At 56.4% G+C, this 18886-nt stretch carries 6 protein-coding genes; 4 read left to right on the forward strand and 2 right to left on the reverse strand.

The window, feature by feature from the left end; genetic code table 11:
• The first annotated feature begins 470 nt into the window (after positions 1-470).
• Genes HBN68_RS04435 through HBN68_RS04450 form a run of 4 tightly spaced genes read left to right on the forward strand, consistent with a single transcriptional unit; the run spans position 471 to position 12729 of the window.
• The gene (locus HBN68_RS04435) at positions 471-860 is read left to right on the forward strand and encodes a Tc toxin subunit A (RefSeq protein ID WP_169962854.1); all 390 of its coding nucleotides are present in this window, start codon (positions 471-473) and stop codon (positions 858-860) included.
• Positions 815-3340: a Tc toxin subunit A gene (locus tag HBN68_RS04440; protein WP_169962855.1), complete on the forward strand. Its 2526-nt coding sequence runs from the start codon at positions 815-817 to the stop codon at positions 3338-3340. Before HBN68_RS04435 ends, HBN68_RS04440 begins: the two co-directional genes overlap by 46 nt.
• Before the next feature lie 39 nt (positions 3341-3379).
• Positions 3380-8215 carry a neuraminidase-like domain-containing protein gene (locus HBN68_RS04445; RefSeq protein ID WP_346010196.1) on the forward strand — a complete coding sequence of 1612 codons (4836 nt, stop codon included), beginning with the start codon at positions 3380-3382 and terminating at the stop codon, positions 8213-8215.
• Positions 8212-12729, forward strand: a complete 4518-nt coding sequence (locus HBN68_RS04450; protein ID WP_169962858.1) for a SpvB/TcaC N-terminal domain-containing protein — start codon at positions 8212-8214, stop codon at positions 12727-12729. The genes HBN68_RS04445 and HBN68_RS04450 overlap by 4 nt, the downstream gene beginning before the upstream one ends.
• A gap of 54 nt (positions 12730-12783) precedes the next feature.
• Here HBN68_RS04450 and HBN68_RS04455 read toward each other — a convergent pair whose 3' ends face one another.
• Entirely contained in the window at positions 12784-15675 is a 2892-nt protein-coding gene (locus tag HBN68_RS04455) for an RHS repeat-associated core domain-containing protein (protein WP_262373420.1), read from the reverse strand.
• A gap of 85 nt (positions 15676-15760) precedes the next feature.
• Entirely contained in the window at positions 15761-18739 is a 2979-nt protein-coding gene (locus HBN68_RS04460; protein WP_169962860.1) for an RHS repeat-associated core domain-containing protein, read from the reverse strand.
• Between the last annotated feature and the right edge of the window lie 147 nt (positions 18740-18886).

Here is an 18886-nt window from a genome sequence, read left to right on the forward strand (position 1 = left end):
GAAGGTTTGAAGCACTGCGATCTAGTAGGCTGCAAATTTTTCAACGGCCAGCGTGTCATCGTGAAGAAGACCATTTTATTAAGTTGATCATTGGGCAACCAGCGGCAGTGGATTGGCAGGCGAAAGTCCAACGTTGGTTTCCAGCACCTGAAATGCTTATCTGCCTGTTCAAAAGCAGCCTCCACTGACCCTGACACCCAATACTTAGGTTCGCATAATGTATATTATGTTAAATCACGTATCAGGAAGTCTTTCCGCTGTGCAGGTTTCTTGCCCGGGTCCGGTGATTAGCACTCCACGATCCTTCTGCTGCGCCTTACACGGTGCTGACAGCTTCATTGAATCCCTTACTTAATTAACGATCAGTCTGAGGAATCAGAACGGTGCTGTCTGACCGAGCGCTTTAAACGTCGATGTTAGCTTCAGGTCGCGCTGTGGATCCCCCGCAGAGCCTCCTGGAATTTATTGATATGTCAGATACGACCGACGCTACTCCCCATAATCAGCCTACGGATTTACTGCTTTCACTCGCGGGAATTCCAGGTCTCTCAGCCAGCAGCAAGGAACGCTTTAAGGCCAAAATGGCAGGCGCCAACCTGCTTTCAATTTTCGACGTTGTCCGACTTTCCAAGATGGAGTTCGCCGAAGTCTTGAATGATATTGGCGAGAAAGAATCGGGTCAGATATACGACCAGGCGCTCAGCCATGTTGTGCAACTGGAGTTTCTCCATCGTGAACAACGCGATTTACTCTCAGACGAAGAACGAGCCCAACGTGCTGCTGCCCGTCACAACATGGCGCTACCTATACGTCATTGTTCCCTCAAGATTGGAATAATGTCTGCACACCTGAATCGTTAGCTGCAATCGATTCGCCAGCGGCCTACCTTCGCGCACTCTATATGTTTGCCCGGGAGCTGGAGAATACCGGCAAGGGTCAATTGCCGAAGACACGCTTGGCCCAACGCCGCCCCTCATTGATGAGCATGACGGTTGATGCACAGGCGGTGAATGAGCAAGTTCCGTTGCTGAACCTTGTGAACGAATTGCTGCATGGCGATATCCGCAAACACCTTATTGACAATAAAGACGTGTACAGAAGTGACGTCGTTGAAGAGGCGCTGGCGGAGCAGTATTACCCGCTGCAATTACCCTTCTCTCTTTCCCATCAACAATGTTTGTTGGGGTTGGGGGGGGATAAACCCATGTTGGGTGAGTTGAGCTATGCAATTAGTCTGACCCTTCCCCTCAGTCAACAACCAAGCACCGTGTATGGAAAAGTTCAGCAGGAAAGCTATGAAGCCCAACGATTACTGGCAGCGCTTAGTCCGCAGCAGCAATCGTTGATCACGGCAGAGATGGCCAATGACGATACGCCCCAGGGAAGAAACAGATTGGCAAGAACGTGTTTGGGAAGTGAGTTTGAATTATTAAAATCGCTTCCCCATTTTATGGCGCAAACAGAACTTGACGACGAACACATGCAGGCGCTGTTCTGTTTGGGTAACTTTACCCCCCTGCTCTCGCCGCATGTTGTAACGCCTTTGACAGCAGTGCCCGCCAGGGTGGGGATAGATATCAAAGACAAGGACACCGCACCGGTTATTGATTTTGTTAATGTTGAACAACTTGATCGATTGCAGCGCATTATTCGTTTGCAACGCTGGACGAACATCCCTTACACGGAAATCAAAACCTTCGTGCACTGTGTAGCAAGTGCCGGTGCTGAAGTAAACACCTTTACCATAAACGACAATACGCTTCGGGCCTTGGGCGTTTACCGATATTTGAGCCAGCGTTACACCGTGTCCGTTGAGGAGTTTTCAGCCATGGTGCATCACCTGTCGGTGCATCGTGTCGGGCAGGCACCTGCCTTGTATGACCGGGTCTATAACAGTGACCGTCTGTTCAATGATGCGCTGACATTGGACGGCAGCCTCTTCAAACTTGATGCGCGTGACGACTCGGATTTAATCGCTGTACATAAGGTCTGCGCCAGTTTAGGTGTTCTCAATACCCCCACTTCATTCGGCGCCATGTCCCAGCGTATACAACAGTATTTGACGCCGAAAAAAGACCTCGCGACGTTCAGTAGTTTCTATCGACAGGCCCGTCTGGCGCGATTGTTCGGACTTTCTGTGCTGGACATGTATCAGCTGGCCGAGTTATTGGGCGGCACTGATTATATCAAGCAACTGGTTTCTCCCTCATTGCGGGCAAGTGGAAGTAATGCGCCCGCTGATTTCCTGGATGTGCTCATGCAAATGGATTGGGCCGTCCAGTGGTTCAGTGACGCCGGCACATCGCTTCAGACAGTGCGTCGTCAACTGTTACTGGACGCCGTAGAGGCAGAAAATGGCGCCCATGCCTACCTACAACCATTTATAGAACACTTGAGTGCGCTGGAAACATACGCGTTGCCCGACGAATCATTCCCTACGCTGTCTCAGGGAGAGGAAGAAGAGTTAAAAAAACTGAGATTCACTAAAAGTCATGTACTGATTAAAACAATTCTGAAGACCTACCCAGTGCTGCCTGAAACTGCAGATCTTGAACGGCTGCATAAAATGCTGAAAAAGTCCGTCAAGAGTTATCTCACGCCCCTGAATCAGGATGAAGACCAAGACAAGGTAGTCGAGCGAATCACTTCAATCCTTTCGCCTTATTTAACCTCCGCTTACACGCAGTTATTGCCCTGGAATAAACAGCTGGTCAGCACGTTCAGTGAGCATTCAACCACGATAGAGTCTTCGTTGATCATTGATAAAAGGATTAAAAACGCCATTCAGAGCATGGCGGTTGCGCTGGGGCAAAAAGACAGCAAAAAAGCCCTTAAACACAATGTGTTAGTGGCGCCGAACGCGAGCAGCTTATTAGCCTTGAGCGTGCGTTCGGACGCGTTGCAAACCTTTGTGCTGCATCCGCACTGGCTCGACTCCAGTAATGGCGCTGAAAATTTTCTGAAGCTGTCCTTGAATACCCTGTACTTATTGCAGCAGTTTCAGTCCCTGCTGGTTCATTACCGCTTAAATGAGTCCGACCTGTTAAATTATTTAAAGCGGGTGAATGACAAGAGTGCGGACAATGAAGCCGAGTTGATTGTGCACCTCAGCGGCTTATTGGGCTGGAGCGCGAGCGAAATAACGGCTTTGCTGAAAAATACTGCGTATACCCGCGTTCAATCCATTACCCAACTGGATTGGGTTGCCCGCTGCCACCGCGCCTGCCTGCGTACCGGCTTGTCTGCGTCTGTTTTATTGACTGTTACCAATCTCAACTCTCATATCCCGGGCCCTCAATGGACGCAGGTGGGTGAAGCCGTCATGGCGGTTCATGCCTGAGTTGTCTGTATCCATTAGCGTGTCGCACAAGGAATTATCATGACTCCCCTCATCAGTCAGCAGCTCAACGAACAATTACGCGACGCCATGTTGGCGTTTTATCTGCATGCGTTTAATCCGCTGCACAGCCATGACCCCGCTGCTCAGCATGCACCGCGTGCATCACTGGATGATTTATACGGCTATTGGTTACTGGATGTGCAAGTCAGTCAGTCAGTGATCACCAGTCGGGTGGCGAGTGCTATTGGCAGCCTGCAGCAATACATCAACAGCATTGCGTCAGGCTTCGAACCGGGTTACGACCTGCTCGCCATGACACCGTCCCAGCGCATGCGTTGGGAAACTAACTTGCACAGTTACTCGGTTTGGCACGCGCATCAACAATTGCGCTACTTCCCTTCTAACTTTCTCAATCCTGTGTTCCGGCTGGACAAAACAGAAAGTTTTCAGCAACTTGAAAATGATATTAATCAGCCTAACTTGCAACCTGATCATATTCGCTCTGCGGTCAACCGCTATTTAGGTCGCGTAGAAGAGGTCGCTCAGTTGCAGGTCATCAATGGTTATATTGATGGATCGTCCAAGGCCATGGCGGACAGCCATTATTACCTGGTCGGCAAGTCCAATGGAGAAAATACCTTTTATTGGCGGACGCTGGATATGGCCAAGCAAAGTGCGTTGCCGCTCACGGACGCTCACCCGACGCTTCCTGCCAGTTATTCAGTGCCTACAGCGTGGACGGACTGGAGAAAAATCCCTATTCCCGCTTCTTTTGATATTCCGGTGCAAAGTATTCGTCCCGTTTACTTCAATGATCGTCTATTTGTTGTCTGGGCGCAGTGCACGCAGCCTCCAGTGGGGCACGACGGGCCTTCGACCTCACCTGCGAACCTGGACATTTTCAACCCTGAGCATTTACGGCACTTCATGAAGCGTTACGTGCGCATGCGCCTGCATTATGCGTACTTGAAAATTGATGGCAGCTGGAGCTGTCCGCACGTGTGCATCGACGAGTATGCGATCCATAAAGGGCTTAATGAATTATCAGGGGATGCGTTGAATGCCACCGTCACAACGGTTGCGGTGGTGGATCCGCATACATCTCCTGCCTCTCTGTATTTTGGGCTGACGGCTACTGCTCCCGGTCGTTCAGACGCCACCTCAACGTTGACGCGCAGTAAGTTCAGCTTCTCCCATGCCGTACGTCTCGATAATCAACTCAATGTTCACCACCTGCAATCAACGTATTCCTTAACAAGTGAGTTGGTCATATTCCCCAATAACATTGCGCAACAAGCCTCGCGCTACCTGGATATTTTTGCAAAACATAATCAGCGCCGTTTCGGATTCAAAGCACCCAGTATTAATACGGTCGATATAAAAATCGATAATCCGACAGCGCACCACCCCGGCACTGACAGATGGGATTTTCAAGGGACTCAAAAGAATATTGCTGATGCTCAGGCACCGGTGAAAGCCACGTTTAATAAAACCACCTCCAGCCTGGAAATCACATCGGCCGTCGACAGGCACTTCCCATCATTCAAAAGTGTTGAATTGGTCGTCCAGCAAAGCGAATACTGGTTCTTCTTAAAATTCACCGTCCTGTGGACAACGCGGGCGGGAGGCGCAATCATCGCCTTGGACAGTGATTCCTACCTGAACTTGCACCACCCACAACCGTCGCGCCTGCTCCACGATGTTTTAAGTCTCGAATTAACGTGCAATAAGACGGGCACGGTGTTTCGTGATTTTATTCAGCACGCTAACAAGCCGCTCGACAGCGAGGGCTTAATCGTCAAACCCTTTGGCCAGACGTTGTTTTCAGAAATGTATAACCTCAAGGGTTTTAGTCTGTCTACCGAGGTGTTCGATTATTTATTTCAAACCCCGGACACCACCTATTCTGCGAAGTTAGCGGTCAACGCCGTATCGCGAAGTACTGACACAGCAATCGACAGCCGCGAACTGTTGCTGGAGAAGGTTAAGTTGTCGCGTCTGGAACGGGTGTATAAGCAAGTCATTATGACCCTGGACGCTCACGATAAAGATCAGGTCGTTCAGTACCCGGTTAATATTCATATTTCAAACACTCACTTGGTGGGCGATAGCCAAGTATTGCGGCGTAATCTTGAAGGTGGCACACCGGAACTCATTGCAGGCCAGACCTTCAGCGCGTCACTTGGCTTAACGGCTGAGCGCCTCAACGACTACATCAGCCATGCAAAAAAAATCCCCATTATTCATGGGGTGCTGATCAGGGAGCAGAACATAGATGACATGCGCTTCACGATTTTGGGCTATGCGCTCAAAGCGTATGAAATCACCTTAAACGAGAACAATGTGGCCGACATTCCGATGGCCCCCTTCATCGATCGCCAGGAATCGTACACACGGGGCATCGCTGAATTCATCAACTTTAGCGGTTCTACGATTGCTCTCTCCAATGGGGCCGTCGCACTACCGCGCGCGCCTATCCGCCTTAATACGACGCTGGGTGACAAGCTCATACCGGCAGCCTCTGCCGGCATGGATACCCTCTTCGCTTTATCACATACGCACCGCGAGCCGCCGCTGACAGGTGCAACCGGCCATCAACCGCTCGACTTTCATGGCGCCGTCGGCAAGTACCATTGGGAGTTATTTCTCTACCTTCCCTGGCTTATTGCCCATCGCTTGAACCTTGAACAACGTTATGGCGAGGCCGAGGCATGGCTTAATTATCTATTTGATCCAAGCCGCAAATCCAAAGGTGCGTCCTCCGCGTCCGACTATTGGGGTTTATCCGTATTAACCGCTGGCCATACGGAAATGAGTTATGTCCTTGATAACCCTCAAGACCCCAATCAAATCGCACTCAGTGCCCCCATTCATTTTCGGCGTGCATTGTATGCGTTGTATGTCGATATCCTGGTTAATCGGGGCGACGCGGCGTATCGCCAGGCAACACCCGAGAGTTTGAACGAAGCCAAACTGTGGTATGTACGTGCCAAATCCCTGCTCGGGGCTAAACCGACCCTGCGCCTTATGGATCCATGGACGTCCATTGGTCTTGATACCTTCACCACGCAAACCGATGATCACCTGCGCGTCAATGAACGCAAGGCCTTGCGACCGGACTCGGGGTTGCCGCTGGTCTCGAACCACCTGCGCGCCGCACAACGTTCCCACCGGGCTAACGACTCGCAGTATCTGTGTGTGCCGCTGAACAGCACGTTACTGGCGCGCTGGGACAAAGTAGAGGCGCGTTTGCACAATCTGCGTCAGCACTTGGACATCACCGGCAAGCCACTACGGGTATCGCTGTACGCCACCCCTGCTTCGCCTCAACACCTCTTGCGCCTGTATGCCAGCCAGCGCATACCGGGAGACGCCGTTTCCGCCCGTCGACAACCGGCGCATGCCGGGCATTACAAGTTTCAGGTGATGCATGCCTTGGCGATGGCAGCCGTAGACAACGTTGTGCAGCTAGGCAGCACCTTGCTGTCGATTATTGAACGCAAGGCACAAGCCGAACAGGTTGAGTTGCAACAGCAGCAGGTGTGGCAGATGGCAGGCTTGTCGCTGGAGCAGCAAGCGCAGAGTCTGATCATTGATGAAAAAAATGAAGCGGCCTTGCAGGCGGGTCAAGAAATTGTAGAAGGACGAATAGCGCACCTGGAACGTCTGATTAAAGACGGCGTCAGCCCCAACGAACAGCAGGCTACCCAGGAACTGCAGGCCAGTGCCGCGCTGGAAAGTGTGGCATATGGCCTGCAAGGTGCTGCCGGCCTGGCCATGCTGGCCCCCAACATTTTTGGCACCTCAACAGGCGGTTGGCGGCTTGAGGGGGCGTTCTACGCGGCACAGGCAGGCGTGCAATTGCTCGCCAATGAAAAGCGTGCCAATGCCACTCACCTCGATCGTAATGAGGCATTCAATCGCCGCACTCAGGAGTGGGAGCACACATTGGCTCAGTCGCGTCTCGAACTGGCGCAAGTGAAGGCTCAACTGCGCGTCCAGCGTGAGCAGGCCAACAGCAGTCGACTGCAATACGCGTCGGCAGAAATGGCGCTCAGGCAGGCAAGGTTGATGTTTGATCTGCTGGAAAAACGATTCACCACGTCGCAACTCTATCAATGGCTCAATACGCAGTTTTCGTCGTTCTATTTGCAAGCCTACGACATGGCCCTTTCCTTGTGCCTGGACGCTCAGGCCTGTTGGCATTACGAGCGCGCGGAGTCGGATCGCACGTTTGTGCATGCCGCGCAGTGGAACAGTCATCGCAGCGGGCTAAGTGCGGGTGAAGGGCTCAAACTCAGCCTCATCAACATGCAAGCGGCCTACTTTCACAACCATGCAAGGCCAATGGAAATCACCAAAACCATTTCCCTCAGACAGTTGAAAGCCAAAGACCCTAACGCCACGCGCAATGCTGCCTGGGAGGAACTCAGTGCGTCCCTGAAAAAAACAGGGATTGTTGAGTTTGAACTGACTAAGGCGTTGTTCGATGCCGATTACCCGGAACACTATCTGCGACGCATCAAAAGTATCAGCGTGACACTGCCTGCAACGCTGAGCCCTTATGAAGATATTCGCGCCACGCTGACGCAAACCCATCACACGATTCATACGCCGGATAAAGGCGAGTTCGAATACTCTAGCCATCGCATCAATGAACAAATCGCCCTGTCGACGGGGTTGAACGACAGCGGGTTATTTACCCTGAACTTTGATGGCGGAGATCGATACCTGCCCTTCGAATTCACCGGTGCCGTCTCAGGGTGGAGGCTTTCGTTCCCTAACCCGAGTGCCCAGCAAGCGATGTTGAACTCACTGACGGACATCATCATTCATGTGCGTTATGTTGCCAAAAGCGCAGGAGCACAGGCATGACGACCCCTCCCGAGCACACTGTGGCAGACGCTTTTACACCGTCGCTGCCCAAGGGCGGTGGCGCCATCCAGAGTATCGGCACCGGGTGGGGGGCTCTCGGCATGACAGGCGAGTCGTCTTTCAGTGTCCCCCTGCCCATTTCACCGGGGCGCGGTTTTACCCCTTCATTGAGCTTGAATTACAGCAGCGCGCTGGGTAATGGCCCGTTTGGCATCGGTTGGGCCGCCTCCCCCGGCAGCATCCGGCGTAACACCCAGACCGGAGTACCACGGTATACGGCCGCGGATGAGTTTCTCGGGCCTTCGGGCATGGAGCTGCGCGCCGAAAAAAATCAGCAGGGGGTGATTCAGACCACCACCATTCAACAGTTCAACGGTTTGCCACTCGACACGGCGTATCGCGTGACGCGCTATTTTCCACGGGTGGAATCAACCTTCGACCGGGTTGAACACTGGACGTGCAGCGCTGACCCCGCCGGGTTCTGGCTGATACACAGTGCTGATGGCAATCTACATGTATTCGGTAAAACCCCTGGCGCACGCTGCGCTGATCCTCACACGCCACACCACGTCGCACAGTGGCTGCTGGAAGAAAGCCTGACCCCCTCAGGTGAGCAGATTTACTACCAATACAAGCAAGAGCAGATCACTGCGGACACGGCCCCGGTGCGTGATTTCAGTGCCCAGCGTTATCTCCAACGTGTGTGTTATGGCAACCGCCAACCCCGTACCCATCTGGCGTTATGGACTGCGCCGTCCCTGGCACCTCTTCAGTGGCACTTTGAGCTGCTGTTTGATTATGGCGAGCGCACCACCGACCTGGCTCAAACCCCGAGTTATGCCGAACGCGCAGTCTGGCAGGAGCGCCCCGACCCTTACTTTAACTACGCGTATGGCTTTGAGCTGGGCAGCCGGCGGCTGTGCCAGCAAATCCTGATGTTTCATTACTTCCCCGATGAAACAGCCATGGGGTCCGAGCCCGTGTTGGTGCGTCGCTTATTGCTTGAATACGGGACCAGCGAACACCGAGGCAGTTTTCTCAATGCTGTTCACAGTCAGGCCTTTGATGCGTCGGGGGTGGCCAGTCATTGGCCACCTGTCGAATTCAGCTACAGCCCGTTTACGCTTTCAAACACGCCAGCCCAGTACGCGGCCTTCGACGCGTTACAGGGCCCGGGCGACGGGCAGCACTATCAATTGGTGGATTTGTATTGCGATGGCATGCCGGGCGTTCTGTACAGCCAGGACAGGCTTTGGCACTACCGCGAACCTGTCAGGGACCCTGCCGGGCTCACCACCGATGCGGTGTCTTATGGGCCTCTGCAAACGTTACCGGAGATGCCGGTGGCCACTGATCGCGAATCGCTGCGCCAAACCCTGGCTGACCTCAATGGCGATGGGCAGTTGGAGTGGATCATTGCGCAGCCCGCCCTGGGCGGATTTTTTACGCTAAACGCCCGTCGGCGCTGGTCGAGTTTTGCGCCGTTCGCGGCGCTGCCGACAGAGTTCTTTCACCCCCAGGGGCAGTTGGCAGACTTGATGGGCAATGGCGTGCCCGACCTGTCCTTGATCGGCCCTCGGAGTGTCCGGTTGTATATCAATCAGCCTGAGGACGGTTTTGAGCCGGGGCAGGATGTGGCGCATGACGCGGACGACGATGATGGGTTGCCTGTGCTGAGCCGCTCCCCCGGTACGGAGGTGGTGGCCTTCAGCGATATTCTGGGCAGCGGGCAGCAGCATTTGATCCGCATTCGTCACCATGAAATCAAGTGCTGGCCCAATTTGGGCAGCGGCCGTTTCGGCAAAGGGTTTGTGTTTGCCACCCTGCCCTTCAGTTATGCCGAATTTGACGCCTCACGGGTATTGCTTGCGGATCTGGACGGCTCCGGCGCGACCGATGTGCTGTACCTTCAGTCCGAGCACGCATTGATTTTCATGAACTTGTTCGGCACGGGCCTCGCGCCTTCGCCCACTCAGTTACCGTGGCCACAAAACCTTCGCTATGACCGTTCATGCACGGTCAGCACCGCCGACCTTCAGGGATTGGGCTGTTCGAGCCTGATCGTGACGATGCCGCACGCGACGCCGCCTCATTGGCGCTATGACTTTGTCCAGGCCAAACCGTATTTGTTGGTCAGTACCGACAACAACATGGGCGCCAGCGGCTCACTCACTTACCGCAGCAGTGCCCAAGAGTGGCTGGATGAAAAGCACCAGCGCGCCCTGGAGCGTCGACCTGCCATTTGCGGCGTCCCGTTTGCGTTGCATTTGGTGACCCGGCAACAGCAGACGGACGCCATCAGCGGTAATCGCCTGACCCAGCAGGTGAAGTACCGAGAAGGTTTCTATAACAGCGTGGAGCGCAAGTTTCAGGGGTTTGGCTTTTTGCTGGAGACGGATACAGAGGTGTCGGGCAGTGACACACCGGACAACCGCCACACGCAAACATTGCTGCGCAAAAGCTGGTTTCACACGGGCAAGGCCACCGACATGCTGCGGCGCGACTATTTCAACCTCGATACCCGCGCTCAGCCGTTGGGCTACACGCTTATCAGTCGCCTACAGCCGGGTGACACCGACGATACGTTGATCGCTGAGGCGGTGACGCCCGCTCACCGCCAGGACATCAATTACGCCCTCAGTGGTTCGCTGATGCGCCAGGAAATTTTCGCGGCCCGCGATCCGGCGCCTACTGCCGTGCCGTATTCAGTCAGTCAGAACCGGTTTCTGGTGCGTCAGGTCAATGGGCGGTCGTCGGTGTTGCCCTTGTTGCTGGAGTCCATCAGCTACCGGTATGAGCGCGAACCCGAGGACCCGGGCTGCCAGCACACCCTCAATTTGCGCTGGGACACGTTTGGCGGGTTGACGCATAGCGTCACCGTGCATTACGCCCGTCGTAAAACCCCTCAAGACAGTCCGCCGTTCAGCGAGCCTCATCACATCCAGTGGTGGCAGGACACCCACGATCCGGCGCAGCAGACGTATTACCTGACAGAGTCGCGGGCTCAGTACATACACCTTGATCAGTCGCAACGCTGGCGGTTGCACCTGCCCTATCGCCAGCGCGCCAATGCACTGGTGTTGGCAAAAGGCACCACAGCCCACACATTGGCCCCTGACCGGATCAGCTATGAGCGGTTTATCGATCAAAGCGCCCAAAGTCCGTTGGGCGCAGATGCACAACGGACACTGGGCGGGTTGTCGACGCAGTATTACCAAGACGTGCAAACAGCTTCGCCCTATCCCTTGGGTACGGCAGATTTTCTGGCATTACCGGACCACACCGAAACTGCCGAGCTGGATGAACAGGCCCTTAAGGCGTATGAGAATCTGCCCGATTTGCCGGGTGCCGAGCCATTTAATCTGACCCAGGCCCTGACGGCGGCTCACTATCATCCAGCCTCAGCGTTCTTGCCAGACAGTGCGGCCCCGATCAGCCTGTGGTCGATCAAAAAAAACCTTACGCAGTACCGCTCGGCTCAAGGTTTTTACCGGGCACGCAGTGTGCGGCCTACCGAAAGCCATGGCGTCACCACGTTGGAGCACGATCCGTATTACTGCCACATTGCCAAGGTTCAAACCGCCGATGGCTGCACCACCCGCGCGGTGTATGACTACCGGTTGCAGCTGCCAGTACGCGTCACCGATCCCCAGGGCACGGAGCAGCACGCCCGTTATGACGCTTTCGGGCACTTGCAGGTCAGTAGCTATTTTGGTCAGGAGCAAGGCGTGCCGGTGGGGTTTGCGCCGTTGTCGCAATACCGTCGACCAGCGGATGACAGCCCTGACAGCGCGATCAAATCCCCTCAAGCAGCGCTTAACAAAGCCGCCAGCGCCAGCTTCTATACCCCCTTCAGTTGGATGGGGCAGATCGCTGTGCCGGCCCTGCGTCCTGAATGGGTGGCCCAGGGGTATGTCCTGCCCAGCGGGCATATTCGCGCCAGGGCACGTCAGGCCACGCTGAACCTGGGCGATGAGAGCCAGCGGCAGTTAAGTGAACTGATTCAGCGCGCGCGACGCGAACCTGTGCATGCCGTGGTGTTGCAAGCCGATCGTTACCCGTCCGCGACGGAGCCTCAGGAGGCGCTCATTAGGATCAGCCTGACCTGCAGCGATGGGTTTGGACGCAGCTTGCAAACCAAGCAATTGGCGCCGGGGGGCATGGCCTATAGCGTAAATGACAACGGCGCGCTAAACGTTGACACGGACGGCAAGCCGGTCAGTGAGTACAGCGAAACCCGCTGGCGAGTCAGCAGCCGGGTGGAGTACAACAACAAAGGGCTGGCCATTCGCAACTATCGCCCTTACTTCGCGAATCACCATCGCTATATAAACGATGCGTCGTTGCGCGTGAGCGGTTACAGCGATCAAGTGTTTTATGACGCGTTAGGGCGCGCCACTCATACGCTGAATGCGCGTGGGGATTTAAGCCGTCAGACGTATTGCACCTGGTACACCATCACTGAGGACGAAAACGACACCTACGGACTGGAGCAGGACCTTCCTGCCGATTGACGGATGCTCAGGCCTTGCACATGCGTTGGCGCGACGCATGTGCAAGGCACTGGCTTAGTGCGGGTCGCGAATACCGGCAATCCGGTAACGGCGATCACCCAGATGCTCAAACATCAGTCGGTACGCGCCTCGTCTGCGGCTGCCCTGATAGCCATGTATATCGGCGGACCAGAGCAAATCAGCGTGCTGATGCCAATTCACGGCGCGGAATCGCCCTTCCAGAACATGGCTGATGGTCAGCGCAATACTGGTCCCTTCAGGCCCCTGAAGCGCAGATGCCACCGCGGTCTCATCGACACTGATCGGCGGCGCTGCTTGAACAGGTGCTGGCCTGGCCGTGACAGGCGGCTGGCGACGTGCAGCGTGGGATTTTTTTGCCGTCGGTAGCCGGCTTAAGGCGCCTGCCGCAGGGACATCAGGCGTTGTGACGGCGTGTTGAACTGTTGGCGCAGCAACAGATGGCAGGTGACGACTGCGAAGCAAAATACTGTGTACCCCCATTTTTCGCGATTCACGCGAGGGCGGACGCCCTGTATCGACGAGACCCTTTATCGCGCCAATGGCGCTGGCAGGCCCCACATAGCCATAAATCTCGCCCCCGCTCGTGGTTTGCGCTCCCAGCGAGATACCCACTTCCTCATGCAGTGGGGCCAGCTTGCTGTAGACAAAATTGAACATCTTGACTGTTTCAGTGGCGCTCAGGTGCTGCGCTTGAGTGAACTCCAAAACCTTGGCCGTCACGGCTTGCGTAAACACGTAGAGGTCCTCCTCAGAGTGAGGTTGCTGTGAAAGACGTTCGCCTCTGAGCGCCAGCGCCAGCAGCGACGTCATCAACATGGCCCCGAGTGCGGCACCGAGGAGCGGAGCATTGTGCAGGTGCCCAATGGCTGCTCCCAACAAGGCAACCACCACGATATAAAAACCAAACGCGACGCGTCGTTCGGGCGACAAACCCTCAGCCTGCAGGCCTTGCCGGTCTATGTGGCTCATGGGGTTGTTCAGCAGCATGGCGTAGAGGTTCAAACCGTCGACAATTCCCGCAGGGTCAGGGTTGATCCACCGCAGCATCCAGGGCGCGTAATAACGCATGCCGTAATAGTAAAGACCCGTAGCATCTCGCTCCTTGCCGCCGTAGCGCAGGGTTTTGAACGTGGCTTCAAGGGCGCTTTTTGCCGCCCACCATGCCGTGGCGCCAAAGGGATAGAACCCTTCCTGGCTGAGCAAGGCGGCCTGTTCGTCCAGTTCCAGCACGCCGCTGCCCAGATGGTCTGACAGGCTGAAGCGGATTTGTTCATCCCTCACCGCGTCAGGTAAGCCGTGCTCCCATTTAAGGGCTCTGACGTGGGTGTGACCGGCTTGCACAGCCGCCACCCATAACTGCTCGCCGGTGACGTGATTCCACTGCAGCTCCAGGCCAGGCAAATAGCGCACTTCGCTGAGGTGCATGACGCCCTTGGCCAGGCTTGCCCTGCGTTTGAGGGCACGCGCTGCCTGCCCGTCGTAGGCGTAAAATTCCTCATCATTGCCTGCGTTATCACGGCTGATCAGCGTCACGCGCTGTAACTGGTTGCGCACATTCCAGTCCATACCCTGACCGCGCACGAGCATCGTCAGGTTACCGCAAGGGTCGAACACCTCTCCCTGGGCAGCGCTCGCCATCAACTGGCTTCGATTGCTGCCAGGGGCTACCCGCATCCGCTGGGAATAACCTTGCCCGGATGAGGGGATATGCTGCATGTGCAACAGGTTCGCGCCTGCGTCGTAGTGATAATGACGCGTGTAATTGCGCCATCGGAGGTGATCTACGCCCATCAGCATCACATCAGGCAGCAAGCGCCCTCCTGTCGGGCGCGTACTCTCACGCCCGGTGGCTTTGACCAACTGATACAAGGTGTCGTAGCTGTAGGTATTCAACGCCTGAATGCGTGAGTTGTGGGTCCAGGTCGTCGGTTGCGCGCTGTCGAGGATGCTCACGACATTCCCTACCCGGTCGTAGGTGTAGGCAAGATCCTGTAACGGCGTGCGGTGTAAGCCAGGGCGGTGCGCCGTCAAATGCTGCAAGCGGCCATCCGCCTCCGAGTAGGACGCCACCATCAGCACGCCATTTCCCGCCCGCTCGGTTGTCACTTGGCCTGCGGCGTTATAGGTCCGCTGATCCATTAAGACCGCGTGCTTGCCACTGGCCATGTGTAATTCAATCTGTGTTTGCTCTCCCGCGATACCGTACCCATAACGTTGACGATTACCGTGGGCATCGACCAGTTCGAGCAAGTCGCCCTGTGCGTTGTACTGCCATTGAGTGGAATAGGTGCGGGTTTCCAGTAGATCACTGCGTTGAGTCACGTCCTGCGGCCAATTGACCGCATCAGGGAAGCGCGCAAAGCAGCGGGTTTGACGCGTCGAGGCGCCCGACAAGGCGTAGCCCTCATACAGAACCACGCCTGCCGGGTCGTCGTGCCGCACCAGGCGACCACACAGATTGTGAACGTCCCCCCCTGTCCGGGCAGTGGCATAAGTGAAACGTTCGGTGCAGCGCGGGTTCGGGTCGTCGCTGCGTTGTTCGTGAATGGCGGTAAGCCGGGATTGATTGTCGTACTCAAACCGTTGATGGCTGCCACGGCCATCCCAGGTGTTGAGTGGCTGGCGTGCGGTGCCAAATAGGGTGACGCGCCAGCCGCTGTCCACACTGTCGCTGCGCACAGAGTGCCCTGACAGACTCGTGAGGTGGCGCAGATTGGGCTGCGCATCACTGTTACTCACCCGCAGTGCTTGCAAGCGCGGATCCCACTGCCGGGTCAGAAACCCGGTGGCGCCATACATGGATTGGTGAATGCGGGCCTCGGGAGGTTGTTGCACCGTCAGCCGATGGTAATTGACTGTACGTACGCTCAAGCCTCTGGGGTCCAGCGCCGTCAATGACGGCGTGTATTGATGCAGATATGCCATGGTTGCCGACCTGTTTAATGCCATAGAGCAAAAAGGCTATTACTCAGGTCGGGCTGGTAGGTGGTCACATAGTAGTGCGGGTGACTCAAGCGGCTGACGGCCGCCAAAGCCGGCCGATATTCCCGAACCCGGCGCGGGCGGTTTGCAACAGTAAACCCCGCACTTCGGTCAGTGCTGACACCACGCCGCGTGCCACGCTGACCCAGGTGCGCGCCCTTGCGCTCTGGGCGGCTGGGGACGCGCCGGTCACCGCGCCAGCTACGGCCTCGATGCCGACCCCGACCCAATACGTCCAGGTCTGATTGAACATTCTGCTGATACCGCCGTGCAGCGTATCCATGGCCGGCGGCAGTTGCAGCGTCTGCTGGTGAACGTCATGGCGAACCGTTCGGTGACCACTGCGCAGTAAGGTCCCTGCTGCGGCATCGTAGGCCTCAATCAGCGGGCCGATATTGGGGGTGATCGGGCCCGGCACATGGGCGGCGTACATCGCGTTGGGCACAGTCGCCACGGCATAGACGGCAGAGGCCAGCAGCGTTCTGGGCACTCTGGCGGTCAACGGCGTTTGCCCCCAGGAAGCCGTGTCTCCCAAGCCGCGTAACACTTGCTGCACGATCTCTCTGGAAAACGCGCGAATGTGTCCCCCCAGACGCATACGGGCCACCGGGTCCCACTCCAGCTCGGTCTCTGACCCTTCGGTGAGGCCCTGCATCATAAAGCCTCGGTCAGCAGCGGCGGCCACGGCGAAACCGATCAGCGGGCTCCAGCGCCAGATATTGCCCAGCAGGCCGCTGCTCATGTGCATCATGGCCAGCGCATCAAGCGCGGCCACGGTATTTCGCAAGGCAGTGTTCAGTGCCGCGGTTGGCTGTCGCCCCTCGAACAGCGCAACGTCGAGCCCGGCGCTCAAGGCGTTGCTGATGTAGGTCGCCAACGCGTCTCGAATAGCAGCCGAGCCTGCCAGTTGCACACGCGATCTGACCCGGTTTGCCATATGCGTGGTAATGCCGCGCAACGTGGCAAACCGGGCCTTGGGCGCCTCCACCGGGTTGCTTTGCAATCCGTCGGCATCGACACGATTGATCGGGTTGCCTCGTGCGAAGGCATAGCGATTGAGCCCATCAACGTCGCCTGCGGGGTCTGCACTGATCCAGCGCATCAACCAAGGTGCGTAGTAGCGCAAACCAAAGGCGTAAAGGCCGCTGGCATCGCGCTCTTTGCCCGAGAAACGCACGGTCTTATACGTCGCCTCTATTGCCGTGTGAGTCGCCCACCAGGCCGTCCCGCCATACGGGTAGTAGTGCTCCTGACTGAGCAGGCGTTGATCCTGATCCAGTTCCAGCGTGTGGTTACCCTGGTAATCGGCCAGGCTATAACGCACTTGCCCGTCCTGCATGCCAGTGGGTCGACCCTGTTCCCATTGCAAGATGCGCACGTTGATGAACGCGTTATTGACGACCAACACATTCAGCCATTCGCCGGTCGCCGTATCGCGTCGGATCTCCAGCCCCGGCAGATAGCGGACCTCACTCAGGTGCACGGCGTTATGTGCCCTGGAGCGGCGAGCCTTGTACACGCGTTGACCGTTACCGTCATAGCGGTAGATCTCATCATCGTTATCAGCGTCAACGCGCACGATGTGGGTTACGCCCAGAAGTTGATCGCGTGCATTCCAGTGCAGGGATTGCCCCCGCTCAAGGGCCAGTTGATTGCCTTTGTGATCAAACCCCCTGCCCCGGCTGGGCCGCTTGACCACACCTGTGACCTGGGCCACGCCATGATTACTGGTGTTCGACAGGTTCAGGTGCCGGGTGTAACCGCTGCCTTGAGTGGGGGTATGGCGCAAGCTGATGAGATTACCGGATGCGTCGTAGCGGTAATGTTGATGGTAGCCCCGGCGCCGTTGGGCACTGCCTTGGGCAAAATCCTCTTGCGGCGGGAGCGTCGCTCCCCCTGTATGCCTCGCATGCTCGCGGCCGGTCGCTTCGATCAGTTGATAGAGCGTGTCGTACGCATAGTGGGAGGAGGCCTCTATGTGCGTGTTGTCCGACCATTCAACCGGCTGTGCCCCATCGTTGACACTCACGATCAGGCCCGCTCGATCATAGGTGTAGGTCAAATCTTGAAGGACTGTACGAGGGTGGCGACTGCGCTGGGTTTTGCACCGTAACAGACGCTCATCCATCGGGTCGTAGGTCCAGGTGCTGCGCACGCCATTGCCTGCCTGCTCGGTTTCAACGTTGCCACTGGCCGTGTAGCGACGCTCTTGCAGCAGCAAGCGTTGCTGGCCTTGGTTGAAGCGAATGGCCATCGACGACAGGCTGCCGTCGATGCCGTACCGGGGCAGTTGAACATTACCCTTGGCGTCATGCTGAGCCAGCAATTGGCCCAGCGCGCCATATTGCCATTGGGTCATGTAAGGAAGGGCTTCTAACGCCGCATGGGGCAGCGCCGGGGGCGGCGCATGCATCGGCGCCTGTGATAAACCTTCAATAAACCGCCGAGCTTGAGCGACAACGTTAGCGTTGATGTCATAACGCTCGAACGTCAGGACACCTGACGGGTCCTCGTGCTGCCATACACGCCCGCAGCGATTGAGGGCGGCATCGCCGGCATTGGCCCCGGCATAACTGAAGCGCTCCGTACACCGGCGCGGGCCAGGATTGGGCCCCTGCTCAAACACTGCTTTGAGGCGCATCAAGTCGTCATACTCATGGCTATGGCGTATGCCCGATGCGTTCCAGGTATCGAGGATCAGATTGCCTGCGCCTCTCCAAGTGATGCAGTGCCCGCTGTCGACATTGTCAGTGCGTAACACGCGCCCGCTGAGCGTGAATTGCGTACGCTGATTGGGCTCAGTGGTAGGGACACGTTGTCGGCGCTCATACAGACGCGGGTCCCATTGCTCGTGTAAAAAACCGGTAGCGCTGTACACCTGACGCGTGATGCGCGCCTCGGCTGTCTGTTCAGGTGAGCGCCGATGGTACGCCACCTCGCGCACCGTCAACCCCCGTGGATCTTGAGCGCCTAGTGTTGGCGTGTGGTGATGCAAGCGTTGAGGCATGATTACGGTCCTGACTGCAGATTGAATAAAAAGTCTACAAAGCAGGCCCTTTACTCATGCCGTAGCCGGGTCTCGCATCGTCATCAAAATGCGCATCGCCCCTAGATTCGCCCTCTTCATCAGCCTGTCAGCGAATGCCCCTACGCG

Source organism: Pseudomonas sp. WS 5078, assembly GCF_012985745.1.
GTDB classification, from domain to species: Bacteria; Pseudomonadota; Gammaproteobacteria; order Pseudomonadales; family Pseudomonadaceae; genus Aquipseudomonas; species Aquipseudomonas lundensis_A.

Bases quoted from the DNA above. Each gene is read 5' to 3' on its own strand.
- HBN68_RS04460 (WP_169962860.1), bottom strand. From the start codon at position 18,739: ATGCCTCAACGCTTGCATCACCACACGCCAACACTAGGCGCTCAAGAT.
- HBN68_RS04450 (WP_169962858.1), top strand. From the start codon at position 8,212: ATGACGACCCCTCCCGAGCACACTGTGGCAGACGCTTTTACACCGTCG.
- HBN68_RS04455 (WP_262373420.1), bottom strand. From the start codon at position 15,675: ATGGCATATCTGCATCAATACACGCCGTCATTGACGGCGCTGGACCCC.
- HBN68_RS04435 (WP_169962854.1), top strand. From the start codon at position 471: ATGTCAGATACGACCGACGCTACTCCCCATAATCAGCCTACGGATTTA.
- HBN68_RS04445 (WP_346010196.1), top strand. From the start codon at position 3,380: ATGACTCCCCTCATCAGTCAGCAGCTCAACGAACAATTACGCGACGCC.